Genomic DNA, 24,165 nt, shown 5'->3' with positions numbered 1-24,165 from the left:
ATCCGGTCAAGACCGTCTGGCCTCTGGTCCAAAGGGCGGTCAGCGGACGCTGACGTCCAACGCCCCAAGTCCCGCACGCCGTACGGCAATCGACCCGTACGGCGTGCGCAGCCGCAGCCAGGCGCCCGACGAGACCAACGCCAGGCTCCCCGCGCCCTGCGTGGCCCTGAGGAACCCGAGCGACTGTGCCGCGTGCGCGGCCCGTACCGGAAGGTGGGTGTCCCCGACCGTCCGGGACCAGATCTCCCGTCCGATGCGGTCGAGTTCGGCCCGCGTGCGCAGCTCGGGCGTCAACTCCTGTGTACGGGACCGGAATTCGGCGACGGCCGCCCTGATCATCGCCTGCAGCGCGTCCGGCGTCGGCAGCCCTGGCTCGGAACGCCAGCCGCCCCGTGGCGGAAGGACCCCCGCCCACGGCGGCCCGGTCACCGCCTCCGGAACCTCGGCCGTGGCCGCCGACTCGTCCACCGTCTCCAGGAGTTCACCGGCGGACACGGTCACGTCGAGCGTGACGTCGAGGCCGTTCTCGTACGGCTTGGCGAGCCGCACCGCGCGGATCGCCAGCACCTCGAAGGACGGCGGCCGCCCGAAGACGGCGAGCGCTGTCCCGGCGGCCTGGAGGCGTACCGCGGCCCCACGGTCGTAGTGGAGCAGCCGCGAGAGGAAGGCCGCGAGGTCCGCCGCCTCCCCCTCGTCGGCGAGGTGGAGCACCGTCATGCGGCGACGGCCTCCTCCTCGGCGCCGTCCCGGTACCGCTCCAGGAACTCCCGCTCCTCCGAGGTGATCCGGCGCGGCCGCTGCGTCTCGAAGTCGAACGGCACGACGACGGTCGAGGCCCGTACATAGACCAGTTCCTCGTCCTTCACCTGGTAGGCGATGGTGAAGGACGCGGCCCTGATCTCGGTGACCCACAGCTCGATGTCCACCGGGTCGGGCCGGTGCACGAGCTGCCGCTTGTAGTCGATCTCATGGCGCGCCACCACGGACCCCTCCTCGGACTCCTTGGCCCGGAGGGCCAGGAAGTCGATACGCGCCTCCTCCAGATAGCGCAGGAAGATCGCGTTGTTGACATGGCCGTACGCGTCCATGTCCGACCAGCGCAGCGGGCAGCGGTAGTTGTGACGCAAGATCGATCAGCCCCGGGTCAGCTTCTTGTACGTGGCACGGTGCGGACGGGCGGCATCCGGCCCGAGCCGCTCGATCTTGTTCTTCTCGTACGACTCGAAGTTGCCCTCGAACCAGAACCACTTGGAGTCACCCTCGTAGGCGAGGATGTGCGTGGCGACCCGGTCGAGGAACCACCGGTCGTGGGAGACGACCACGGCCGCACCGGGGAACTCCAGCAGCGCGTTCTCGAGGCTGCTGAGGGTCTCGACGTCGAGGTCGTTCGTCGGCTCGTCGAGGAGCAGCAGGTTGCCGCCCTGCTTGAGGGTGAGCGCCAGGTTGAGACGGTTGCGCTCACCACCGGAGAGGACGCCGGCAGGCTTCTGCTGGTCGGGGCCCTTGAAGCCGAAGGCCGAGACATACGCCCGGCTCGGCATCTCGACCTGGCCGACATTGATGTAGTCGAGCTCATCGCTGACGACGGCCCACAGGGTCTTCTTCGGGTCGATGTTCTCGCGGCTCTGGTCGACGTAGGAGATCTTGACGGTGTCGCCGACCTTGATCGAACCGGAGTCGGGCGTCTCCAGACCCTGGATCATCTTGAAGAGGGTGGTCTTGCCGGCGCCGTTCGGACCGATGACCCCGACGATGCCGTTACGCGGCAGCGTGAAGGAGAGATCGTCGATGAGGACCTTCTCGCCGAACGCCTTGGAGAGGTTGTTGACCTCGACCACGACGCTGCCCAGCCGCGGGCCCGGCGGGATCTGGATCTCCTCGAAGTCCAGCTTCCGCATCTTGTCGGCCTCGGCGGCCATCTCCTCGTACCGGGCGAGACGGGCCTTGGACTTGGCCTGCCGCCCCTTGGCGTTGGAGCGAACCCACTCGAGTTCTTCCTTGAGCCGCTTCGCCCGCTTGGCGTCCTTCTGGCCCTCGACCTTGAGGCGCGAGGCCTTGTTGTCGAGGTACGTGGAGTAGTTGCCCTCGTAGGGGATGGCCCGGCCGCGGTCGAGCTCGAGGATCCACTGGGCGACGTTGTCGAGGAAGTACCGGTCGTGGGTGACGGCGACGACGGTGCCCGCGTACTTGGCGAGGTGCTGCTCCAGCCACTGCACGGACTCGGCGTCCAGGTGGTTGGTGGGCTCGTCGAGCAGCAGCAGGTCGGGAGCCTCGAGGAGCAGCTTGCAGAGCGCGACGCGACGCCGCTCACCACCGGAGAGGTTGGTGACGGGCCAGTCGCCGGGCGGGCAGCCCAGGGCGTCCATGGCCTGCTCCAGCTGGGTGTCCAGGTCCCACGCGTTGGCGTGGTCCAGGTCGTCCTGGAGCTTGCCCATCTCCTCCATCAGCGCGTCCGAGTAGTCGGTCGCCATGAGCTCGGCGACCTCGTTGAAGCGCTTGAGCTTGCCCATGATCTCGGCGGCGCCGTCCTGCACGTTCTCCAGGACCGTCTTGGACTCGTCGAGCGGCGGCTCCTGCAGGAGCATGCCGACGGAGTAGCCGGGCGACAGGAAGGCGTCACCGTTGGACGCATGCTCCAACCCGGCCATGATCTTGAGAACGGTGGACTTACCGGCACCGTTCGGACCGACCACACCGATCTTCGCGCCGGGCAGGAAGCTCAGCGTCACGTCGTCAAGGATCACCTTGTCGCCGTGCGCCTTACGCGTCTTGCGCATGGTGTAGATGTACTCAGCCAAGAGAAACCGTCCGGCAGCTTGAATTCTGGCAGTGGGCAGATACAACCCATCTTGCCTGAGGTCCAGCCTTGGGTGGTAACCCATATGGCCGGGCTCCTGTGACCTGCGGTTTCACCGTCACCTCGGCGGTGGCCCGATCGTCACTGGCGGTGGCCGGTGTCCGCCCTCGGGAGCCGCTGGGCCAGCAGCAGAGCAGCTGCGGCCGTCACCCCCACCGCCCCGGCCGACCGGAAGGCGCGAGAGGAACGCCAGGACAGCACCGACCACCGGGACTGTGCGGACAACAGCGACCCTGTGCTCAACCATGATCCGGCCGAGATCAGCGACAGCGCCGAGCCGATCGATCCGGCGGAGAGCGCGCTCCCGATCGACGCGACGGACAGGGCCGAGCCGACGGACCCGATGGACAGCACCGACCCCACCGAGCCGATCGACAGCACCGAGTCCTGCGACCACAGGGACAGCACCGAGCCCGAGGAGGTGCGCTGCGCCGGCGATACGGATGGCTTCGACAGCTTCGATGGCTTCGTCATGAGGGCATCCTGCCTTTGTACGCCGGATCGGCGCAGCGTGATGCGGCCCCCTGTCAGAGGGATTTCAGTCCTGCGTCGGTGCGTCCTTCTTCCCTACGAGCACCAGGGCCGCGCCGCCGATCACCACGAGGGCGATGGCGATGCCCGCGATCAGCGGTGTGGTGCTGGAGCCGCCGGTCGCGGCGAGGTTGGTGTCGTCCGCCGTGCCGCCGACCGTGGCGGGGCTCGGTTCGCTGAGGATCTGGGTCGCGTTGCCGCTCTGGGCGGCCTGTGTTCTGCAGTCGAGGATGCCGGTGAAGCGGTTCGCGAGGCCGCCGGGTCCTGTGATCGTGAAGTCGTAGGGCTGGTCTTCCTGCAGCGGGATCGTCACCGTACGGGACTCCCCCGCCGGGATGCTGTGCTCGGCGCCCATCAGCTCGAAGGTGAACGCCTCGTCGCCCTGGTTGGCAGCGGTGATGTCGACACCGCTCCTGGCGCAGTTCTTCGCCGCGGACAGTGCCGGTATCGCCCCCTTCTTCGCCCAGGTCGCGCTTGCCGCCGCCGAGACCGTCGACTCGCTGGAGCCGGCCAGGATCTGCGTCTGGCTGCGGGTCTCGGAGGAGAAGGCGCGGCCCACCGGCACGGTGGTCGAGGCCTGCACGGTGATCTCGGCCGAGCCGGCCGCGGCGGCCTCGGGCACGTCGAAGAAGACCTGGCTGCCGTCGACCGCGGAGGTGAGGGGCTTGCCGTCCTTGCCGACGATCCGCACTCCGCTGGTCGCCGCGTCGGCCGGCGGCGTCACGGTCACGGCAGCCGCGTTGGTGTGCACGGTCACCGGGCCGAGCAGCTCGCCGGGGTGACCGGAGACCGCGGGCGGGGCGAGCGTCAGCGATGCCTGGGGCTCCGCCATGTCGACGGCGCTCTTCTGGAGGTAGTCCGCGAGCTTCTCGGCCTGCGGGTCGACGGCGTCGACGTCGGCGCCGTCCGAGTAGCGCCAGATGGCGACCTGGGTGCCGGCCGCCGCGTCCTGCTCGGTCAGGCCGCCCTGCACACCCGCCTTCGCTGCGAGCGTCGCGAGGTCGTTGACCTGCGGGTAGGAGTTCTGCAGGATCCAACGGATCTTGCCGGCTTCCTTGTTGGCGCCCAGTGAGGTGCCGCTCCAGGCGGTCTCGTGGTACTTGGCGTCCCGCTGTGTGGGGTTGTGGATGTCGACGCAGTACGTCTGCAGGGTGCCGCCGCCGTCGACGGACATCTCGAACAGGCCCGCCGAGACCTGCTGGTCCCCGGTGTGCTCATGGATCACGGCGGCGCCGTACGTCTTGAGGCCGCCTATGGTGGCGGTCGCCCCGCCCTGGCCCTGTGTCGTCTCCTCCGCCCCGGCCGGGCCGGCGCCGGCGAGCACACCGACGGCCAACAGGCCGGACACCAACGTCGCGGCGGCGAGACGGGTGACCCCTCGCCTGCGCGCGGACAGCGCAGAGAAAGAAGAAAGCACCAAATTCCCCTTCGAGCAGGACCCATTGACGTGGGGGGGTGTGGTCCCACCAGCAGAATCAGAAGCCCCAAGTGCCTCGGGAGCTATGCCCGGCATCCTAAGGACGCGGCGGACCCCGCTTGCCGGTCATACCGTCGGACAAGCGATCCGACTCGGAATCGTTATCGCCAAGACGGCCCGTGAGCAGGGCTTATCGACAAATCCACCGGACCGTTCGGAACGCATTCGCCGATAAGCCGCAGTACGGTCAGCTCGGGGCACCGCCTGACATCACGTCACCGCAGCGGGTTCCAACTCCCGTTGGGGCGAGGCTGTCCCGGAATCCGCGGGCGGGATCTCCCAGTTGGGCTCGGGCTGCTGCTGCGGCGCCGAGGCGGTCGTCCCCGTCTCCGGCCTGCCCGGCCGCCGGAAGGCCGAGGTGCCGCGCGTGAGATCGTGGCCGATCGCCACCGCTTCGAGGTCCGCCGAAATCCAGTTCTGGCCTTCGCGTACTTCCGAACGCACCTTGAGCCTGCCCTGCACGATCACGGGATCGCCCACATCGAGCGAGGCCACCACGTTCGTGGCCAGCTGCCGCCTGGCCCACACCGTGAAGAAGTTGGTGTGGCCGTCGGTCCACTCGTTCTTCTCGCGGTCCAGATAGCGCGTGGTCACCGCGATCCGGAACCGCGCCGACGGCCCCGACGCCAGGTCCCGGAACATCGGCTTCGTCGCCACGTTCCCCACGGCACAGATGATCGTCTCGTTCATCGCGAACCCCTCCCGCGCCCGACCGCGAAGGCCGGGCGGACATGCCTACGGGCCCGTCCCGTACGGCTGCGTCTGCCGCGGCGACCACGTCCCTCGCGATCGCCGCACGGCCAGACTGCCTCCGTCGGGCCGAGCCCGCTGAGCCCTGTGGACCGCCCCCCGCCTGTGGAAAACTCCGTCACCCTGACGGGTGAACCAAGGACGACCCCGACGAGTGATCATCTGCAGAAAGGCTCACCGTCACCCTCCGGGAACCCAGCGCCCCGTCCGGGTGTCACCGGGGCCCGTTCCCCACCCCCGTCACCCGCCCGTACTGCTCCCGCACCTCCCGGTAGCGCAGCAGCTCCGCCGCCACCGGATCCAGCACCCGGGCCCGCCCGCACCCGGCCGCCGACTCCCGCAGGCGCCGCTCCGCATCGGTGCCGTAGCGCCGGGCCGGTCCGCGGGCCGCCATCCGGCAGCTCCATTCGACGATCGGGCCGCCGATGATGCCGGCCGCCATCAGCAGCACCGGCACCCCCAGGTTCGGCGCCATGAACCCGATGATCTGCCCCAGGAGCCATACTCCGCCCATGACTTGAAGGATCGTCATGGAGACCTGGGCCAGCACGGCCACGGGCCACCAGCCCGGCCGCGGCGGCCGGCCCGGCGGCAGACCCGCCCGTACCGCCAGTTCGTCGAGCGCCTCGGACAGCCCGTGGGAGCCGCGTACGGCCGCCTCGCGCACCGCCTGCGCCCACGGCGCGGGCAGTCCGGTAGAGGCCCGGTCGGCGAGCGTCCGTACCGCCTGCTCGACGCGCTGGCGGGCCGTGGCCTCCTCGTCCGCCTGGGCGCGCAACGGCAGCCGCCCCGTGGTCGGTTCGGACCGGTCCCGGTACCACCGCCACAGCCGCAGCCAGGGCGTCCCGCAGGCACGGTTGGCGTTGCGCAGCCAGGCGCGCTCGGCCGCCTCGCCCGCGGCGGAGGCACCCACCGCGTCCGCGAGCCGGGCGGAGAACTCGTCCCGCGCCTCCTCGCTCAGGCCGGTCCGCCGGCGCGCGGCGTAGAGCGGCCGCAGTTCCGCCGCGGCCGCGTCCAGATCGGCCGAAATTCGCCGTGCCGGAGCGCCGCGTTCCGCCACGAACTGCCCAAGTGCCTCGCGCAGTTCGCCGACGCCGTCTCCGGTGAGCGCGGACAGCGCGAGCACGGTGGCACCGGGATCGCCGTACTCGCCCAGTGCGATCCCGTCCTCGTCGAGCAGCCGTCGCAGGTCGTCGAGGACCTGGTGGGTGGCCTCGCCGGGCAGCCGGTCGGTCTGGTTGAGGACGATGAACATGACCTCCGCGTGTCCCGCCATGGGCCGCAGATAGCGCTCGTGCAGGACGGCGTCCGCGTACTTCTCGGGGTCGACGACCCAGATGACGGCATCGACGAGGGCCAGCACCCGGTCCACCTGCTCGCGGTGCTGTACGGCCGCCGAGTCGTGGTCGGGCAGGTCGACCAGGACGAGCCCGCGCAGCTGCGCCTCCGTCTCGGGGTTCTGCAACGGGCGCCGCCGCAGCCGGGGCGGGATGCCGAGCCGCTCGATGAGACTCGCCGCGCCGTCGCTCCAACTGCACGCGATGGGCGTCGCCGTGGTGGGGCGCCGTACGCCGGTCTCCGAAATGGGCACCCCGGCCAGCGCATTGAACAGCTGCGACTTGCCGCTGCCCGTCGCGCCCGCGATGGCGACGACGGTGTGCTGCCCGGAGAGCCTGCGCCGCGCCGCCGACTCGTCCAGCACCCGGCCGGCCTCGGCGAGTGTGCGGCCGTCGAGCCGGGTGCGTGAGAGCCCCACGAGTTCCCGCAACGCGTCGAGCCGCGCCCGCAGGGGGCGGTCGTAGGTGAGCGGGACCGCCGTCTGGGGGGTGAGCGCCCGTGTCTCCACGACGGCGACATGCTCGGAGCCGGCGTTCTCCTCGGTCGCCCGTCGCGCGATCAGCCCGTCGTCCCAGGCGCTCGCGGAGTCCGTACGACCGGAGGGCGCACCGTCCTCCACCCGTGCGTGGCGGTTGTTCTCGCGTACGCCGGCCTCGTACGAGGGCTGACTCATGGCACGCTCTCCCTCCGCGGTCCGATCCCCTCCGGGGAGATCCTTTTCGGAGGTGCCCGCGTGCTGGGCGCGATCCGTGTGGTCCTCGTCAGTGACGGCAGTCACCGGTCACCTCTCCTTCTGCAGTACGGACAGCGCGGCGATGAGTTCGGCCTGGGGTTCGGGGTGGACTTCGAGGGCGTCCAGCGGTGCAAGACGGCGCTCGCGTTCGGCGTTCATCACCCGGTCGAGATGCTCGGTGAGCAGCCGCCCGCCCCGGTCGCGCAGCCGCAGCGCCCCGTGCGCGCCGATCCGCTCGCCGAGCCCCTCACCGGCCGAGCGCGCCCGGCGGCCGCCCAACAGCGCGGTGGCGACCAGCACGGCGACCACCTCGGGGTCCGGCGCGACGCTGCGGTCGAGGTCGCGGACCTCTTCCTCGGCGTACTCCTCGAGCTCCCGCCGCCACCGCCGTACGGCCATCCCGATGCGGTCCTCGGCGCTCTCCAGGGACGGTTCGCGCTCCGTCAGCTCCGGGGCGCGCGCCGCGGGTTCGCGCTGCCAGGCCTCCCGGATGCGCTCGTCGGCGGCGGTGACGGAGCACAGCAGGAGCGTCGCCAGGCTCTCCACGAGCGCGTCCAGGAGTTCACCGGCGGAGCAGTCCAGCGGAAACGCCCGCCACCGCTTCAGGGCGTCCCCGGCGAGTACGGCGCCGGCCTGCAGCCGCCCTCGCACGCGCGCGTGCTCGGTGTCGTACGCCCCGTCGACGGCGTTGGTGAGCCGCAGGGCGGCCGCGTGCTGGGCGGCGGCGGCACCGGCCAGTTCGGGCAGCCGGGCCTTGAGGGAATCGAGCATCCCGTGCGCGGTACGGGCCATGGCATGCTCCCGGGCGGCCGGGTCCTGCGCCAGGTGCACGAGCCAGGTCCGCAGCGACGCCACGGCGGTGGCCGGCAGCAGCCCGCTTCCCCAGGCGGACTCGGGCAGTTCGGGCACGGTGAAGCGCGGTACGTCGCCGAGCCCGGCCTTGGTGAGGAGCGCGCCGTACTGCCGGGACACCTCGGAGACGACCTGGTGCGGCACCCGGTCGAGCACGGTCACGAGGGTGACGTCGTACTCCTTGGCGGTGCGCAGCAGATGCCAGGGGACGGCGTCGGCGTAGCGGGCGGCCGTGGTGACCATGACCCAGATGTCGGCCGCGCAGACAAGTTCGGCGGCCAGAACGCGGTTGTCGGCGACCAGGGAGTCGATGTCGGGGGCGTCGAGCAGGGCGAGGCCGCGCGGCATCGTGTCGGCGGTCTCGACGCGCAGTACGCGCGCCGGGTCCTCACCCGGGGCCAACAGGTCGTCCCCGGTCTCCTGATGGGGCACCCACACGCGCGTGAGGTCGGGCAGCACCCGCATCCCGCTGAACCAGTGATGGTCCTCGGGATGGCACACCAGCACCGGAGTCCGCGTGGTCGGGCGCAGCACGCCCGACTCGCTGACCCGCCGCCCCACAAGGGAGTTGACGAGAGTCGACTTGCCGGCTCCCGTCGATCCCCCCACGACGGCCAGCAAGGGCGCTTCGGGCTCCCGCAAGCGGGGCACCAAGTAGTCGTCGAGCTGTGCGAGCAGTTCGTCGCGGTTGGCACGCGCGCGTGGAGCCCCCGCCAGGGGCAGCGGAAAGCGTGCGGCGGCGACACTGTCGCGCAGGGCGGAGAGTGCATCGAGCAGCTGAGGCCGTACGTCCAAGGTCACCACATGCGGAGAATGCCCGATTTTAGGGGAATTCTGAAGCATATGAGCATGTCTGCGCGCCGACAGGACACAAGGGACGGAAGGGATGACTGGGGCGCGGGCACAGTCCAGGCATAACGAGTGCACAACACCCGGTGCGCGAGAGGCCAAAAGCGATGCACGATTCGTACCTGCCTGCGATTATCAGGACCGCTTCACCGAACCTCCACATCGAGCCACGGAGGCGAAGCAACAGGGACAAGGACGCAGGAGCCCTATCCTTGTCCCCGGCAACGTCACGGATCAGCCCACACCCGGGCACCCACGACAGCGGCCACACACCCGGCCCCCGTAGCTCAGTGGATAGAGCAGGCGCCTTCTAAGCGCTTGGCCGCAGGTTCGAGTCCTGCCGGGGGCGCCCAGTCTCCGCCCTCCCCCTCGGGAGGGCGTTTTTGCTGTTCAGGGAGTGTCAGGCAGACGGCTCGGCCGTCTTGCGCAAGGCGCGGTTCATTGACTCGAACTCGCGTTCGACAGCGGTGAGGGAGGAGCCGAAGAGGGGCACGAGGAGACCCGAGAAGCGTTCGGCGTGGACGAGGTCGGTGGTGTTGCCGGGTGCGGGGCGGAGCGTGAAGGAGTGTTCTCCGTCGAAGAGGCCGGGGACCAGGAGGCGGCCGATCCAGCGGAGTTCGGAGTGGGGGCGGGCGACCAGGACGCGGGGGCGGAAGGTGACGGGGCGTCTGCCGGTGGGGTGCAGGCGGAGGGTGAGTCGCTCGCCGGGGTGCAGACGGCCCGCGGCGTGCTGGATGAAGGGGTTCCAGCGGGAGTAGCCGGGGAGATCGGTGAGGATCGTCCAGACCGCGGAGGGCGGGGCCTGTACGCGGGTCGCGGTGGTGATCGTGCGCATGTCTGTCTCTCTCCGGGTCATTGCACCTGGGCCGAGTTGCGGAAGCGGCGTTCGCGCAGGGCGGCGATGTCGTTGTCGTCGGCGCGGACTATCCAGCGGTACGGGGGGCGGGTCTCTTTGCGGGCGTCGCGTACCCAGCCCCGGCGGACCCAGGTGTAGAGGGTGATGGTGGGCATGGAGAGTTCGATCGCGAGGTCCCGGAGCCACCATTCGTCGGGACCGGGCTCCTCTCCCGGCGCGGGCCCTCGCCGGTAGCGCGTCTGGAGCGGGAGGCTCAGGTCCTCGTGGAGCAGACGCTGGACGGTACGGAGGCTGATCCGGTCGTCGCGGCCGGGGGCCTGGGCGAACCCCTCGTCCCGGAGACGACGGGTGATGGCGGCGGCCCGCAGCCCCTGGTCCGCGAGTTGGCCGATGCGTTCGAGGAGTTGGGGGTAGTAGGTGGGGAGCCGTTGGGGGGCGGACCCGCTCGGCGGGAGCCTGTGCCGGCTGGAGCAGACCACGGTCAGCGTGTCGTCGGCGGCCAGCGAACGGACGACCTCGTGATGGCAGCTGTGCGCGGTGAGAGCTTGCCGCAGGGCCTCTCCCAGCTCGGTCAGGGCGGCGGCCGAGCAGGGGGGTTCCTCGGGCTCGGCCAGCAGGTACCAGCGAGGGGTCGGGGCGTCGTCCTCCTGGGCTCGTTCCAGCAGCTGAAGCGCCAGTCGCCGTGCCGGGCCCTCGGCGGGGGGCGGGGTCGTGGACGCCGTCGGGGGTGTGGTCGGGGCGGGGGCGAGCACGTCACCGGTGGAGAACAACGGGGCCGCGGGGCTCCCGGTGTCCCGGGGGCCCGGACTCGCGGGGGCGCCGGACGGCGACGCGATCCCCACCGGCCGTGTGTCCCGGGGAGCCGGCCCCGCGGAGGTGCCGGCCGGCAGCGCGGCCCCCACCGGCCACGTGTCCCGCGGAGCCGACCCGGCCCCGGCACCGGACGGCGCTGCCGGCTCCGGGTGCGTGGTCAGGAGGCACCAGAGGGCGTGTGGTTTCGTGGAGGACAGGACGGTGACTTCGGTCAGGCGCATGCCGGGTCACCCCAGACGGCGCGGGGAGCGGCTCGGCGGATCTCGGACACCACTTCGACGGTGATCTTCGGGAGGGCGGGGCCCAGGAGGTAGAAGTGTCCGCCGGGGAAGTACCGCCAGCGGCAGGCGGCCCGGGTTTCGCGGGCCCAGCCGCCCATCTGCGGGCGGGGGGCCCAGGGGTCGCTGCTGCCGCCGAACACGGTCAGGGGGCACGGCAGGGCGTGGCGGTCCGGGGCCGGCGCGTAGGACTCGGCGGCGTGCAGGTCGGCCCGGGTGAGGCGGAGCAGTCGTAGCGCCACCTCCGGCATCTCGGCCAGGGGGCGGGGGACGCCGCCCATCGTGACCAGGGTGTTCAGGAGCTCGGGATCGTCGAGTTCGGTGAGGCGGTACGGCGGGCGCACGCTCGGCGGGAGGTGGCCGGAGACGCCCACCCACACCGGCGGCCGTCCGGCCTCGGCGAGCGCCCGGGCCGTTTCCAGGGCTACGACGGCACCGAAGCTGTGCCCGAAGAACGCGGTCGGCACCTCGTCCGAGGGGTCCAGGTCGGCCAGGTCGGCCAGGACGCGCCGGAGCACGGTTGCCCAGTCGCCCGCCGGCGGCTCGGCATGCCGCCTGCCCCGGCCCGGGAGGTCGTACAGCAACAGGTCCCAGTCGTCCGGCAGATGGCGGCCCATGCGGTGGTACGAGCCCGCGGAGCCGCCCGCGTGGTGGAAGCCGATCAGCCGCAGGGCAGGGGCGTTCACCGGGCGAGGGCGGATGAAGGCGTTCATGAGGCGTGTCCGGTGCGGGCCGGGCGGGGGCGGATGAGGGGTCCGACCGCGTGCAGGGGCCGGATCGCCTGCAGGGTCCCCAGGGTCCTGGCCGTGTGGCGACGGCCGGCGTGGGCCAGGATGTCGCCGAGGATCATGGCCCGGATCCGGGTGACATGCCGTGGGGAGCCGTGCACGTCGTCGAACGCGTGCACGCGCCACCGGGGGTTGAGCGCCGCCGCCCGGCGCCACTCGGTGGTGGGGATGATCTCGTCGCGGAGACTGGCGAGGTAGTGCACGGGAAGATCCAGGTCGGCCAACTCGTCGTGGGACAGGGCCAGTTCGGCCAGCTGCGCGTCGAGGCGCTCGGGCGGCAGGCCGCAGGTGTGCTCCAGTGCGGCGCGGGTGATCCGGGGCATCGCGGCGCGGATGTGGGGGTCGACGAAGAACTCCTGCAGGGGAGCTCCGACCGTGACCACGCCCTTGATGCGGGGGTCGTCGGGCGCCTGCTTCAGCGCGAGATGGCCGGCGAAGGACGGGGCCACGACGAGCGTGCGGCCGGCGTCGCAGTCGCCCGCGACGGCGTCGATCAGGGCGCTGAACACCCGGCCGGCGGTGCGGGAGTAGGGCACACCGTTCTCGCCCACGCCGGGAAAGTCCGCGACGGCGACGGCGCATCCGGCTCTCGGTACGGCGGCGAGCAGGCTCCCCCACTGTTCCTTGAGGGAGACGATGCCGCCCATCATCACGACGAGGGGTGCCGATCGGCGGCGGCCGGGGCCGAACAGGAAGGTGACCTCCCGTCCTTCGTGGACGAGGGTCTGGCGGCGGCCGTGCCGGCGGGTGCGCAGCAGTCCGAGCATGCTCTGCGCGGCCAGCTGTTCGGCGCGCCGTTTGGCCGCGGTGTCGGCGCAGGGGAAGCGGGCGAGGTTGTAGTGATCGGCGGCGGCCTGGTGGTGGCCGCGGCGCAGCTGCTCCTCGGCCGGCCGGGTCCATTCGGCGAGCCAGCTCCCGGGCTGCTCGCCGTCGAGTGCGGTGATGCGGCGCAGGGTGTCCTGGACGCGGCGCGTGCGCAGTCCCATGTGCCGGGCATGCAGGCCCACGAAGCTCTTGGCCTCGGCGAGTCGGAGCGCGGCGGCGGAGTCGGTCACGGAGTTTCCCATGTTTCGAGACGGCGTTTGACGTGGGCGAGCACCTGGGCGGCCAGGGCTCCGTCGAGGACGCGGTGGTCGAACGCGAGCGAGAGGGTGAGGACCGGGGCCACGGTGAGGGCGCCGTCGCGCACGACCGCGGACTCGGTGATACGGCCGAAGCCGAAGCCGAGGGGGCCGGAGATCATGGGCAGCACGGCGCGTACCGGCTCCTGGCCGACGGAGGTCACCGAGAGCGTCCCCTGGACCTGGGCCCGGCGCTCGGGATTACGCAGGGCCGCCCCGTAGAGCAGGCGGGCGGCGGGCAGCGGCAGGCGTCCGAGGCGCAGGGCGGCGCGGAACGGGCCGTCGTCGCTGAGGGGGGCGTTCTTGTAGGAGTCGACCCGGCGCTGGATGTCGTCCACCGTCAGGAGCTGGGCCGCCGCGACGGTGCCGGACAGGACGCAGCGCTGCCCCTTGTCCGTCCGGTCGAAGAGGATCTTGACGTGGATGTCGTCCAGCACGGTCAGCCGGGGGTGCAGCCGCCCGCCGTGCAGCAGCGCGCCGGCCTGCGGATGGGCGGCGACCGTGTCGGCGGCGGCCTTCGCGACGAAGCTGACGTACGAGAGATGGGGCGCCGCGGCCCGGGCCCGGACCAGGGCGGTGGCGTCGACGTCCGTCAGGAGGTGGACGTGGCAGGTGCGGCGGGCCACGTCCAGGAAGGCCCAGGTGCCGCGGCGGGCCCGGGGCAGTGCGGAGGCGACGGCGGTCACGCGGTGCCGGCCGCGGTGTGCCGGGCGAGCAGGACCAGGTCGGCGAGGGAGGCCGCACTCAGGAACCGGTCGTAGTCGAGGGGGGCGGACAGATCGCGTTCCAGATGGAGCAGCAGCCGCAGCTGGTTGACCGAGTCCCAGCCCTCGATGTCGGCGAGCAGGGTGGCCGGTGTCAGCCCGGCCTGGTCCACGTCCAGGAGGTCGGCGACGATCCGGGCGACGTCGACGGCCATGGAGCCGCAGTCGACGGCCATGGAGCGGGAATCGACGGGCTCGGCATCGGTGGGCACGCCGGAATCCGTGGGCATGGCAGGCTCCGTATCAGTGGGCATGGAAGGCTCCTTCGGGCTCGGCGATCTCGATCCAGTGCGGCGGCCCGGCGATGTCGTCGAGGTCATGGCGGAACTCCCGGCCGGGTACGGCCTCGGTGAAGCCGTGCCGGAGGTAGAAGTCGGCGAACCGCCGGTTCTTGGGTGTGGGGCGGAACCCGGCCAGCACGGCCGGGGCGCCGCGGCGCCGGGCGGCGTTCAGCAGCAGGGCGATGAGGCAGTCCTCGACGCCGCGTGAGAAGACCCGGCAGCTCAGCACCAGGTTGTCGATCCGCCAGCCGCTGTCCGGTTGCCCGCTGAGCGCGAGGGCCGCGACCAGGCCGTTGTCGCCGAAGCGGTCGGTGAGCCGGGCGGCGTAGAAGCCGGTGCCCGCGGCGGGACCGGCGATGTCGTCGGGCGCGTAGCGGCGGCCGGTCAGGTTGAACTGGTTGGTCTTGCCGAAGAGATGGCTGATGCGCTCGGTGTTCAGCGGGCCCGCCGCCTCCAGGGTCAGCCGGGAGCCGAGGTCCTGGAGGTATTCCTGGAGGTCGGTGGCGTCCGCGCGCGCCTCGGCACGACGGGCGCGAGCCTGGTAGAGGCGGGCGCGGTCGCGGTCCTCGCCGGTGAGGGCGAGGACCGCGAAGTCGCCGCGGGCGGCCAGGTGGGCGGCGTGGCCGGCCGGGTCGGGGGGCAGTTCGACGGTCGTCACCTCGGGCAGGGCGCTGCGCATCAGGCCGCGCTCGACGGGTGAGTCGTCGACGAAGACCAGTGCATCGAGGCCGAGGTTCAGCTCGGCGGCGATCTCGCGCACATTGCCGGGCTTGGGGTCCCAGCCGGCGCGTATCGCCGCGAAGGAGGACGGCGACAGGACCATGTCCGGATGGGTGGCGAGAGCCTCGCGCACCGGTTCGTCGTCGTTCTTGGAGGCGATCGCGAGAACCACCCCCTGGGCGGCCAAGTCCCTTGCTGTTTCCTGGAGTTCGCGGTGGGCCGAGCCCGGATAGGAGCCGCCGATGCGCAGTCCGGCGATGCCGTCGTCGCCGAGGATTCCGCCCCAGAGGGTGTTGTCCAGATCCAGTACGAGGCACTTCCTGGCAGCGCCCAGCTGGGCGCGCGCCACGCGGGACAGCTCGTCGGCGTACGCCGTAAGGAATCGGGGCGCGAAGATCTGGCCCGCGATGTGCCGCATCCGGTGGCTGCCGAAGACCGTGCCCCCGGCGTGCGCGGCGATGCCGTCGTGGGACAGGACCACGGTGGCGGGCAGCGCGCCGCCGAGCTCCAGGATCGCCGCGTTCATCCGGTGCCAGGCGGCGTCCAGCCGGGCCTTGGTGCGGTAGTCCACGATCCGGTCGCGGCCGAGCGGACCGAGCGGGATCGTGCACAGGACGGTGAGCCCGCCCAGCAGTTCGTGGGCTGCGGCGGTCCACTCGCGCAGGGTGCCGGGGAGTTCGGCGCAGGCCGCCTCGACGGCGTCGATGTCCAGGGGGTCGGCGACACGGCCGTAGAGGGCGTGGTCGTCGAGGAGCAGCGCCGTCAGGTCCGGCCGGTGCTCCCTCAACTCCGGTGCGCCGGACAGGATTTCCCACTGCCACTGGTCGAAGCCGGCCGACCGCACGGCGGGGACCATCCCGTCGCGGACCATGGCCGCGGTCAGCAGATGCGGCAACTGGTCCAGGGTGGAACTGCCCAGCAGCGCGACCCGGCGGCCGGTCAGTCCGGGCGCCCGCTCCAGCTGCTCGCGTGCCGCCGGCCCGGCGAGCAGGGCTCCGGCGGCCTCCAGGTCCAGGGGATCCTCCAGCGCGCCCAGCAGTGCGCGGGTGCGGCCCGGGTCGTGGGCCAGCCCCTCGCGTCTGAGGGCACGCAGTTCGGCCAGCGGCGGTACGGCGTGATTCACGGCTTCCTTCCTCGGATCCTCGGATCGGGAATCCCGCCTCCGCCCGCGGGCCGGGGGCCGCCCGGCGGGCGGAGGCGGAGCTGCGGGGAAACCGTAGGAAGGCGTCCTTACGCCCCGCCTGCGTACGGCTCGATGGCCGGAATAGGCGGTTCTTAAGCCCTCTGCCGCAAGGTCTGGTCGGCGGTTGTCGCCGTGAACTGCCCCGACGGACCTGAGGAGGGTCGGCCATGAGGAGCACCTCTGGACGGGACGACTGGGAGGACTGGGACGCGGTCGAGGCCCTGGTGACCGCAGTGGGGGCCGGCCCGCGCGGGCTGGCCGCCGCGGTGGGCGAGGTCGGCTTCGCGCGGGCGTCGGCCGTCGCGGTGCGGGAGATCCCGGTGCGCTGGGACCCGCCGCAGCAGGCGGTCCCGGCCGCGGTGCATCTGCGGATCCGGTACGACGGGCAGTTGGCGGACTACGAGGTGACGGCCCGTGGCGAACGGACCGAGGTGATCCCCGGCCGCCCGTCGCGGACGGCCGTCACGGTCACCTACGACCTGGGCGAGCTGCTGCGGTCGCTCTTCGGACCGCGCGACGGGCTGCGGCCCGCCCCGCCGCAGGTGGAGATCGACTGGCCGGAGACGAGTGACATCTCCGCGCTGGCCAAGGAGATGGGCCCCTCGGTGCAGGGCGTGGAGGCCCTGCTGGCGGCCTGCTCGGCCACCGAGTGCGACCTGGGCCGGTGGGCGGTCGCCGCCGGTTCCGACAAGTGGGGCGGTGTGCACTGGTACACCCGCCACTACGACCGGTACTTCCGGGCGCTGCGCGACGAGCCGGTGCGGGTGCTGGAGATCGGCGTCGGCGGCTATGCCGACGAGTCCTTCGGCGGGGGCTCGCTGCTGATGTGGCAGCGGTACTTCCGGCGCGGACTGGTCTACGGCCTCGATCTGTACCGCAAGCCTCAGACGCTCGGGCCGCGCGTGCGCACCGTCCGGGGCGATCAGAGCGACCCGGAGTTCCTGGCCGCCCTGGCCGCGGAACTGGGCCCGTTCGACGTGGTCATCGACGACGGCAGCCATGTCAACGGCCATGTCCGCACCTCGTTCGAGGCGCTCTTCCCGCATGTGCGCGAGGGCGGCCTCTATGTCGTCGAGGACATCCAGACCTCGTACTGGCCCGGCTACGGCGGCAGCCCGCTCGGCACCCAGGACGCCGCGACCTCCCTGGGCCTGATGGCCTCGCTGGTGGATCTGCTGCACCACCGCGAGTACCGGTCCGGCTCCCCGGCCGAACTGCCCCCTGCCGCGCACCACGTGACCGGCGTGCACTTCCACCACAACGTCGCCTTCGTGGAGAAGGGCGCGAACCACGAACAGCCCAGCCCCGGCTGGATCCCCCGCGAGGCGTTCCCCGCCTGATCCGGGCGGCCCGAGGCCCTGGTCCGTCCCGTCCCGACTTGGAGGCACTGATGACCCTTGCCGCAGCTCCGGCCGCCGAGGCCGCCCTGCTGTCCATGATCACTCCCGAGGGCAAGGAGAACCCCTTCCCCTCGTACGACCTGCTCCGCGATACCGCTCCGGTCTTCCTCAGCGAGCTGGGGGCGTGCTTCGTATCGGCCTATCCGGAGTGCAGGCAGGTGCTGCTGGGCGACGCGTTCGGCATGGCGGACTCCTTCTGGTTCGACGCCAACCAGCCGGGCTGGCGGGAGCACCCGTTGCTGCGGCACGTGTACTCCACCATGATCGGAAACAACCCTCCCGACCACTCCCGGCTGCGCCGTCTGGTCTCTTACGCCTTCACCGCCCGGCGCATCGAGAGCCTGCGCTCCTACATCACCGAACTCGCCGACGGCATCCTGGAGTCGCTGGCCGCCGAGGCCGCCGAGGGCGGGACGGTGGACCTCCAGTCGGCGCTCGCGCTGCCGATCCCGATCGCGGTCATGGCCCAGCTGCTGGGCGTGCCCGAGGAGGATCTGCCGCCGTTCCGCGACTGGGTCCGCAAGTGCGGGGTGATGTTCGAGGTCGTGGTGAGCGAGGAGGAACTGGCCGAGGGGGACGCCGCCTTCCTCGCCATCCGCGCCTACTTCGCGAAGCTGATCGCCGAGCGCCGCCAGGACCCGCAGGACGACATGACGTCGGCCCTGGTGGCGGTCCGCGACACCGACGGGGACCGGCTGACCGAGGACGAACTGGTCGACACCCTGGTGCTGTTGTTCGCCGCCGGATTCGAGACGACGGCCGGCATGATCGGCAACGCGCTGGTGGCCCTGGACCGGCACCCCGACCAGCTCGCCCGGCTCCGCGAGGACCCCGCCCTGCTGGGTCCGGCCATCGACGAACTCACCCGCTTCGACGGATCCATCCAGATGTCCCGCCGGGTGGCCCTGGAGGACACCGTCGTCGGGGGAGTTCCGCTGCCCAAGGGGACGGCCGTGGTGGCCCTGCTCGGCGCCGCCAACCGCGACCCGGAGCACTTCCCCGACCCGCACCGGCTGATCCTGGACCGAGCCGACGAGCGGCCGCTCAGCTTCGGGCTCGGCGCGCACTACTGCCTGGGCGCGGCCCTGGCCCGTATCGAGCTGGAGGTGGTGCTGGGCCGGCTCTACGCCCACTACCCCGGCGTACGCCTGTCCGGCGCCCCGACGCGGGTGCCCGGTCTCGCCCTGCGCCGCTTCTCGTCGGTGCCGGTGACGCTCCGGTGAGCGCCCCGACCACGCCGGACGCGATCTCCGGCACCCTGCCGGTCCTGGTCGCCTCGCACGCGCGCACCGCGGGCTCCCGGATCGCGCTGACGTTCCTGCCGGACCCCCGGGACGAGGAGGCCCGCGCCGACCTGACGTACGCCGAACTGGACCGGGCCGCGCGGCGGATCGGTGAGCGGCTGTGCGCGCTGGGTGCGGCGGGCCGGCCCGTGCTGCTGCTGCACGGGCCCGGGCTGGAGTTCGCCAAGAGCCTGCTGGGCTGTCTGTACGCCGGGGCGGTGGCGGTGCCCGCGCCGATGCCGGGCCGGCAGCGCCGCGACCAGCAGCGGCTGGCCGGGATCGTCCACGACTGCGGAACGTCGCTGGTGGTCACCGACGCGTCCGGGCAGGCGGAGGTACGGCAGTGGATCGCCGCGGAGGGGCTTTCGCTCGGGTGCGAGGTCACCGACTCCGTACCGGCCGGCGATCCGGACTGGTCGCCGCGCCCGGTCGCGGCCGACGACCTGGCCCTGCTCCAGTACACCTCGGGGTCGACCAGCGATCCCAAGGGGGTGATGGTCTCCCACGACCATCTGGTCCACAACGCCCGTGACATCGCCGCCACGTTGGGCAGCGACGCGGGCACCCGCTTCGGCGGCTGGCTGCCGCACTATCACGACCTCGGCCTGATGGGCATGCTGCTCCAGCCGCTCTTCCACGGCGGCAGCAGCGTGTTCATGGCTCCGGTGAGCTTCGTCAAGCGGCCCCTGTCGTGGCTGGAGATGATCGACCGTCACGACATCCACTTCTCCGGCTCCCCCGACTTCGGGTACGCCCTGTGCGTGTCGCGGCTGACCGACGCCCAGATCAGCGGGCTCGACCTGTCCCGCTGGCGGGTGGCGGTCAACGGCGCCGAGCCGGTGCGGGCCCGGACCATCGCCGACTTCACCCGGCGGCTGGCCCCTGCCGGGCTGCGGCCCGAGACCATGCTGCCCTGCTACGGCATGGCCGAGGCCACCCTGATCGTCACCGGTGACCGGCCCGACCGGGTGCCGGTGACGGTGCCCGTGCTGACGGACGCCCTGCAGCGCGGGGAGCTGGTGCCGGCGCCGCACGACGAAGAGCGGTGCGGTGTACGGGAGTTGGTCGGCAGCGGCCCGGTCGGCGGGCGTGACCTGCTGGTGGTGGATCCCGCCGCCGGGACCGCGCTGCCGGACGGCCGCACCGGGGAGATCTGGGTGCGCGCCCGCAATGTCGCCGGCGGCTACTGGGCGCGCCCCGAGGCCACCGCGGGCACCTTCGGGGCCACCACGGCCGACGGCCGCTCGGGCTATCTGCGCACCGGCGACATCGGAGTCGTCCACGAGGGCGAGCTGTTCGTCACCGGGCGGCTGAAGGACGTACTGGTCGTCAAGGGCCGCAATCTGAACCCGCAGGAGATCGAGGACGTGACGGGAGCCGTCCATCCCGCGCTGACGCGCGGTGCGGCGGCGGCGTTCTGCGACGAGGACGAGCGCGTGGTGGTCGTACAGGAGATCCGCCCGCACGGCCTGGGCCCCGGGGAACTGGCCGACATCGCCGACCGGGCGGCCCTGGGCCTGGCCCGGGAGTTCGGCATCGGCGGCGCACGGATCCTGCTGGCCCGGCCCGGCACCGTCCTGCGCACCACCAGCGGCAAGATCCGCCGCTCGGCGATGCGGGACCTGCACGCGGCGGGAGAGCTGCGCACGCTCCAGCCCGCGCCGGTGCCCCGACAGACAACGTCCGCCTCGCCGCGACGCGCAGCAGGCGCCCCCTTCGTGCCTGCCGGGGCACTCGTCGACGGGCCCCGGCCATGACCGCCGCGGCCCCGGGACGGACAGCCGGGCCCAGAACGCTTCCTGCGCACTACCGGCCCGAGTTGCTCGCCCGGCGGTGGGAGCGGCTGATGGGTGACCCCTTCGAGCCCGACGGGGTGTTCTCGTACGCCCGGCTCGCCCGGCTCGACGAACGTGACGCGTTCCCCGCCGAGGCCTGTGCCGCCCTGGATGCCGCCGGGCTGCCCGCCGCCTATGTGCCGGTGCGCCTCGGTGGCGTGCTGGGCGCCTATGACGAGGCGCTGGCGGTGATCCGTGCCGTCGCCCGGCGCGATCTGACCGTCGCCGTGGCCCATGCGAAGACCTATCTGGGTGCCGTGTCCGCCTGGGTGGGCGCCGACCCGGGGCAGGCCCGCGCGCTCGCCGAGGACGTGCTGGCCGGCACGGTCGTGGCCTGGGGGCTGACCGAACCGGACCACGGCAGCGATCTGCTGGCGGGTGATGTCACCGCGGTGCCGGGCCCGGACGGCTACCGGCTGCACGGTGAGAAGTGGCTGATCAACAATGCCGGCCGGGGACAGCTGGTCTGTGTGCTGGCCCGCACCGACCCGGCGGGCGGGCCGCGCGGCTTCAGCCTGCTGCTCGCCGACAAACGGCGACTGCCGCACGGGCCCGGCGGCTACCGCACCCTGCCCAAGGTCCGTACCCACGGCATCCGTGGGGCGGACATCAGCGGAATCGGCTTCGACGGGGCGACCGTGCCCTCCGACGCGCTGATCGGGGCGGAGGGCGCCGGCGTGGAGATCGTCCTCAAAAGCCTCCAGCTGACCCGGACGATGTGCGCCTCGCTCTCCCTGGGGGCCGGCGATCACGCCCTGGCGCTCACGACCGGCTTCATGGCGCAGCGGCGGCTCTACGGCAGACCGCTGGCCGAACTGCCGCAGGCCCGGCACAGCCTCGGCGAGGCCGTCGCCGATCTGCTGTGCGCCGAGGCCGTGGGCGTGGTGACCAGCCGCTGTCTGCACACGCTCACCGGGGAAGGGGCGGTCGCCTCCGCGGCCGCCAAGTATCTGGTGCCCACGCTGGCCGCGGCCGCGATCGACCGGCTGGGGCAGTTGCTGGGGGCGCGGGCCTTCCTGTCCGGGGTGCACGCCCACGGCATGTTCCAGAAGGTGGCCCGCGACCATCGCATCGTCGGCCTCTTCGACGGCAGCACCGTGGTCAATCTGCACGCCCTCGTCAACAACTTCCCCGCGCTCGCCCGCGGCCACCGCCGCGGCACGGCCGACGGCGAAGGGGTCGCCGCGGCGGCGGACCTGCGCACCACGCTGCCCGAACTGGACACCGCCCGGCTGTCGTTGACGGCCCGCGGCGGCTCCAGCCTCGTACAGTCGCTGCTTGTCGAGCCTGTCGAACCGGTCGGCCTGCCGCCCCGCGTGGCCCTGCTGGCGGCGCGGGTGCACGCCGCCTCCTCGGCCCTGCACGAGGAGCTGGCCGCGCACCGGCCGTCCGCCGTCCGGGTGCCCAGCGCCGCCTTCGCGCTCGCCGAACGCTACTGCGCCCTGTACGCGGCGGCCGCCGCCCTCCACCTGTGGACGCACAACCACCGCTGGATCGCCGCCACCGCGTCCGGTCCGGCGCTTGCCCTCTGGGCGGACGGGCTCTGGGTCGAGGCGGCCCTGTTGCGGCTGCTGCCCCGGATCCTGGGCCGCCCGGTCCCCTCGTACGACACCCACCGCATCCATGCCCGGCTGGCCGGCCTGGCGCTGGCTCCCCGCGACCCGGCCGAGCCCGGCCCGGTGCTCTCGCTGCTGCCCCGCGCCCATCCGGCCGACGACCCGACCCTGCGAGGTGACACCGCATGACCATGGCACTGCAGCAGCTGCTCGGCGACCCGTGGGACCCGGACAACCCGCTGGGGCACGAGGCCGTGGTCGCGGCCGACGAGGCGGGGCAACTCCCGCCGGGCGGCGAGGAGTTGCTCGACTCCTACGGGCTCGGCGCGGAGTTCGTCCCGGCAGCCCTGGGCGGACGGCTGACCGACGTCGACGCCATGGCCCGCGGGCTGCGGCCGCTGTTCGGCCGCGACGGCGCACTGGGGCTCGGCTACGGCGTCACCACGATCATGGCCGCCGTCAACGTCTGGACCTCCGGCGACCCGGAGCAGCAGCGCCGGCTGGCGGACACCGTACTGGCGGGCGGCAGGGCCGCCGTCTGCTTCCACGAGCTCGCGCACGGCAACGACTTCGGGCAGCAGGAGTTCGCCGCCCGCCCCGAGAACGGGTCGCTGGTGCTCAACGGGCGCAAGGAGGTGATCAACAACGTCGGACGGGCCCGCGCCCTGGTGCTGTTCGCCCGCACGGATCCCGGCGCGGGCAGCCGCAGCCACTCCCTGCTCCTGGTCGACCCGGCCGCCGTGGCACCCGCCTCGATGCGCCCGATGCCGCGGTTCGGCACGGTCGGGGTGCGCGGATGCGAGCTGGGCGGCGTGGAGTTCACCGACTGCCGGATCCCCGAAAGCAGCCTGATCGGCCCGCCCGGCAGCGGCATGGAGACCGCGCTGCGGGCGTTCCAGATCACCCGGGCGGCCCTGCCGAGCATGGCACTGGGCACCCTGGACACCCAGCTGCGGGTCACCGTCCGCTTCGCCCGGGAACGCCGCCTCTACGGGGCCACGGTCGCCGAACTGCCGCATGCGCGCTCCCTGTTGGCGACCGCCTTCACCGGCCTGCTGACCGCCGACTGTCTGACCACGGCGGCCTGCCGGGCGCTGCATCTGCTGCCAGGCGAGGCGGGGCCGTATGCGGCGGCGGCGAAGTACCTGGGCCCGCGGATCCTGCTGGATGCCTCGGACGGGCTGTCGGTGGTGCTGGGCGCGCGGCACTATCTGCGCGAAGGCCCGTACGCGATCTTCCAGAAGCATCTGCGGGACCTCCCGGTGCTCAGCCTCGGACACGCCGGCCCGCTCGCCTGTCTGGCGTCGGTGGTCCCCCAACTCCCCGCCCTGGCCCGTCAGTCGTGGGCCAACGACGGACCGCCGCCGCCCGACGCCCTCTTCGCAGCGGGCGGCCCGCTGCCGCCGCTGCGCTACGACCGGCTGGCGCTCAGCGCCCGCGGCCGCGATCCGCTGGGTGCCGCCTGGCCCGCCCTCGGCCGGGCCGTGCTGCGCGAGAGCGGCGAGTCCGGCGGCCATCTCGGCACGCTGGTACGCCTCCTGACCGCCCGCTTCCGTGAACTCGCCCACGAGTGCGCCGAGTTGCCGCGCCCCGAGCGCACCGTGACGGCCGGCCCGCAGGGATTCGGCGCCGCCGCGCAGTACGCGGCCCTGCTCGCCGCCGCTGCCTGCGCCGGGACCTGGCTGGACCGCCGACGGCACTCCGACCCCTTCCTCGGCGGCACCGCATGGCTCACGGCCGCACTGCACCGGCTGGCCGAGCGGCTCGGTTCCGCCCCCGGACAGCTGCCCACAGCCGTCGAGGACGAACTGCTGGCGGAGCTGTTCAACCGCCACGACCGGCATGCCGGGTTCGACCTCGACCGTCTGCCCCTCGCCTGACCCACCGCCACACCGCGCCA

The 24,165-nt window shown here is 72.5% G+C and carries 20 protein-coding genes and 1 tRNA gene; 6 read left to right on the top strand and 15 right to left on the bottom strand.

Features of this window, described 5'->3' with window-relative positions; all coding sequences use genetic code 11:
* Positions 1–39: 39 nt before the first annotated feature.
* From P2Q00_RS15625 to P2Q00_RS15590, 8 genes are all read right to left on the bottom strand, one after another.
* Entirely contained in the window at positions 40–717 is a 678-nt protein-coding gene (locus P2Q00_RS15625; RefSeq protein ID WP_275773094.1) for a DUF8185 domain-containing protein, read from the bottom strand.
* A complete protein-coding gene (locus tag P2Q00_RS15620) occupies positions 714–1,127 on the bottom strand; it encodes an acyl-CoA thioesterase (protein ID WP_275773093.1) in 414 nt (137 codons plus the stop codon). The genes P2Q00_RS15625 and P2Q00_RS15620 overlap by 4 nt, the downstream gene beginning before the upstream one ends.
* 6 nt (positions 1,128–1,133) lie before the next feature.
* A complete protein-coding gene (gene ettA / locus P2Q00_RS15615; RefSeq protein ID WP_275773092.1) occupies positions 1,134–2,798 on the bottom strand; it encodes an energy-dependent translational throttle protein EttA in 1,665 nt (554 codons plus the stop codon).
* A gap of 140 nt (positions 2,799–2,938) precedes the next feature.
* Positions 2,939–3,331: a hypothetical protein gene (locus P2Q00_RS15610; RefSeq protein WP_275773091.1), complete on the bottom strand. Its 393-nt coding sequence runs from the start codon at positions 3,329–3,331 to the stop codon at positions 2,939–2,941.
* 64 nt (positions 3,332–3,395) lie between these two features.
* Positions 3,396–4,805, bottom strand: a complete 1,410-nt coding sequence (locus tag P2Q00_RS15605) for a Cys-Gln thioester bond-forming surface protein (protein ID WP_275773090.1) — start codon at positions 4,803–4,805, stop codon at positions 3,396–3,398.
* A 270-nt stretch (positions 4,806–5,075) separates the two neighbouring features.
* On the bottom strand, positions 5,076–5,555 hold the full coding sequence (locus P2Q00_RS15600; protein ID WP_275773089.1) for a single-stranded DNA-binding protein: 480 nt from the start codon (positions 5,553–5,555) through the stop codon (positions 5,076–5,078).
* Between the two features lie 274 nt (positions 5,556–5,829).
* On the bottom strand, positions 5,830–7,731 hold the full coding sequence (locus P2Q00_RS15595) for a YfjP family GTPase (RefSeq protein ID WP_275773088.1): 1,902 nt from the start codon (positions 7,729–7,731) through the stop codon (positions 5,830–5,832).
* A 3-nt stretch (positions 7,732–7,734) separates the two neighbouring features.
* Positions 7,735–9,342 (bottom strand): dynamin family protein, encoded by a 1,608-nt coding sequence (locus P2Q00_RS15590; protein WP_275773087.1) that lies wholly within the window; start codon positions 9,340–9,342, stop codon positions 7,735–7,737.
* 321 nt (positions 9,343–9,663) lie between these two features.
* Here P2Q00_RS15590 and P2Q00_RS15585 point away from each other — a divergent pair.
* Positions 9,664–9,736, top strand: a tRNA-Arg gene (locus P2Q00_RS15585).
* A gap of 51 nt (positions 9,737–9,787) precedes the next feature.
* Here P2Q00_RS15585 and P2Q00_RS15580 read toward each other — a convergent pair.
* Genes P2Q00_RS15580 through P2Q00_RS15550 form a run of 7 tightly spaced genes read right to left on the bottom strand, consistent with a single transcriptional unit; the run spans position 9,788 to position 16,131 of the window.
* Positions 9,788–10,222, bottom strand: a complete 435-nt coding sequence (locus P2Q00_RS15580; protein ID WP_275773086.1) for an SRPBCC domain-containing protein — start codon at positions 10,220–10,222, stop codon at positions 9,788–9,790.
* Positions 10,223–10,239: 17 nt separating this feature from the next.
* Entirely contained in the window at positions 10,240–11,277 is a 1,038-nt protein-coding gene (locus tag P2Q00_RS15575; RefSeq protein WP_275773085.1) for a hypothetical protein, read from the bottom strand.
* A complete protein-coding gene (locus P2Q00_RS15570; RefSeq protein WP_275773084.1) occupies positions 11,268–12,047 on the bottom strand; it encodes a thioesterase II family protein in 780 nt (259 codons plus the stop codon). The genes P2Q00_RS15575 and P2Q00_RS15570 overlap by 10 nt, the downstream gene beginning before the upstream one ends.
* The gene (locus P2Q00_RS15565) at positions 12,044–13,177 is read right to left on the bottom strand and encodes an alpha/beta hydrolase family protein (RefSeq protein WP_275773083.1); all 1,134 of its coding nucleotides are present in this window, start codon (positions 13,175–13,177) and stop codon (positions 12,044–12,046) included. Before P2Q00_RS15565 ends, P2Q00_RS15570 begins: the two co-directional genes overlap by 4 nt.
* Positions 13,174–13,929, bottom strand: a complete 756-nt coding sequence (locus P2Q00_RS15560) for a 2-oxo acid dehydrogenase subunit E2 (RefSeq protein ID WP_275773082.1) — start codon at positions 13,927–13,929, stop codon at positions 13,174–13,176. The genes P2Q00_RS15565 and P2Q00_RS15560 overlap by 4 nt, the downstream gene beginning before the upstream one ends.
* A complete protein-coding gene (locus P2Q00_RS15555; RefSeq protein ID WP_275773081.1) occupies positions 13,926–14,261 on the bottom strand; it encodes an acyl carrier protein in 336 nt (111 codons plus the stop codon). Before P2Q00_RS15555 ends, P2Q00_RS15560 begins: the two co-directional genes overlap by 4 nt.
* Positions 14,251–16,131 (bottom strand): HAD-IIIC family phosphatase, encoded by a 1,881-nt coding sequence (locus P2Q00_RS15550; protein WP_275773080.1) that lies wholly within the window; start codon positions 16,129–16,131, stop codon positions 14,251–14,253. The genes P2Q00_RS15555 and P2Q00_RS15550 overlap by 11 nt, the downstream gene beginning before the upstream one ends.
* Before the next feature lie 227 nt (positions 16,132–16,358).
* Here P2Q00_RS15550 and P2Q00_RS15545 point away from each other — a divergent pair, with 227 nt between their 5' ends.
* From P2Q00_RS15545 to P2Q00_RS15525, 5 genes are all read left to right on the top strand, one after another.
* A complete protein-coding gene (locus tag P2Q00_RS15545) occupies positions 16,359–17,531 on the top strand; it encodes a class I SAM-dependent methyltransferase (RefSeq protein WP_275773079.1) in 1,173 nt (390 codons plus the stop codon).
* Between the two features lie 50 nt (positions 17,532–17,581).
* Positions 17,582–18,814, top strand: coding sequence for a cytochrome P450 (locus P2Q00_RS15540; RefSeq protein WP_275773078.1), 1,233 nt, complete (start codon positions 17,582–17,584; stop codon positions 18,812–18,814).
* Positions 18,811–20,631: a fatty acyl-AMP ligase gene (locus P2Q00_RS15535; RefSeq protein WP_275773077.1), complete on the top strand. Its 1,821-nt coding sequence runs from the start codon at positions 18,811–18,813 to the stop codon at positions 20,629–20,631. Before P2Q00_RS15540 ends, P2Q00_RS15535 begins: the two co-directional genes overlap by 4 nt.
* A gap of 89 nt (positions 20,632–20,720) precedes the next feature.
* Positions 20,721–22,454, top strand: coding sequence for an acyl-CoA dehydrogenase family protein (locus P2Q00_RS15530; protein ID WP_275773076.1), 1,734 nt, complete (start codon positions 20,721–20,723; stop codon positions 22,452–22,454).
* Complete coding sequence (locus P2Q00_RS15525) at positions 22,451–24,145, top strand: acyl-CoA dehydrogenase family protein (RefSeq protein WP_275773075.1); 1,695 nt, start codon at positions 22,451–22,453, stop codon at positions 24,143–24,145. The genes P2Q00_RS15530 and P2Q00_RS15525 overlap by 4 nt, the downstream gene beginning before the upstream one ends.
* Positions 24,146–24,165: the final 20 nt, after the last annotated feature.

It is taken from the genome of Streptomyces coacervatus, assembly GCF_029223485.1.
GTDB lineage: Bacteria > Actinomycetota > Actinomycetes > Streptomycetales > Streptomycetaceae > Streptomyces > Streptomyces coacervatus.
This window is presented reverse-complemented; position numbering and strand designations above follow the sequence as displayed.

What these genes read in the sequence shown, in the direction of transcription:
- P2Q00_RS15530 (WP_275773076.1), top strand. Translation starts at nt 20,721, where the DNA reads ATGGGTGACCCCTTCGAGCCCGACGGGGTGTTCTCGTACGCCCGGCTC.
- P2Q00_RS15600 (WP_275773089.1), bottom strand. Translation starts at nt 5,555, where the DNA reads ATGAACGAGACGATCATCTGTGCCGTGGGGAACGTGGCGACGAAGCCG.
- P2Q00_RS15625 (WP_275773094.1), bottom strand. Translation starts at nt 717, where the DNA reads ATGACGGTGCTCCACCTCGCCGACGAGGGGGAGGCGGCGGACCTCGCG.
- P2Q00_RS15575 (WP_275773085.1), bottom strand. Translation starts at nt 11,277, where the DNA reads ATGCGCCTGACCGAAGTCACCGTCCTGTCCTCCACGAAACCACACGCC.
- P2Q00_RS15545 (WP_275773079.1), top strand. Translation starts at nt 16,359, where the DNA reads ATGAGGAGCACCTCTGGACGGGACGACTGGGAGGACTGGGACGCGGTC.
- P2Q00_RS15580 (WP_275773086.1), bottom strand. Translation starts at nt 10,222, where the DNA reads ATGCGCACGATCACCACCGCGACCCGCGTACAGGCCCCGCCCTCCGCG.
- P2Q00_RS15570 (WP_275773084.1), bottom strand. Translation starts at nt 12,047, where the DNA reads ATGAACGCCTTCATCCGCCCTCGCCCGGTGAACGCCCCTGCCCTGCGG.
- P2Q00_RS15540 (WP_275773078.1), top strand. Translation starts at nt 17,582, where the DNA reads ATGACCCTTGCCGCAGCTCCGGCCGCCGAGGCCGCCCTGCTGTCCATG.
- P2Q00_RS15525 (WP_275773075.1), top strand. Translation starts at nt 22,451, where the DNA reads ATGACCATGGCACTGCAGCAGCTGCTCGGCGACCCGTGGGACCCGGAC.
- P2Q00_RS15555 (WP_275773081.1), bottom strand. Translation starts at nt 14,261, where the DNA reads ATGCCCACTGATACGGAGCCTGCCATGCCCACGGATTCCGGCGTGCCC.
- P2Q00_RS15610 (WP_275773091.1), bottom strand. Translation starts at nt 3,331, where the DNA reads ATGACGAAGCCATCGAAGCTGTCGAAGCCATCCGTATCGCCGGCGCAG.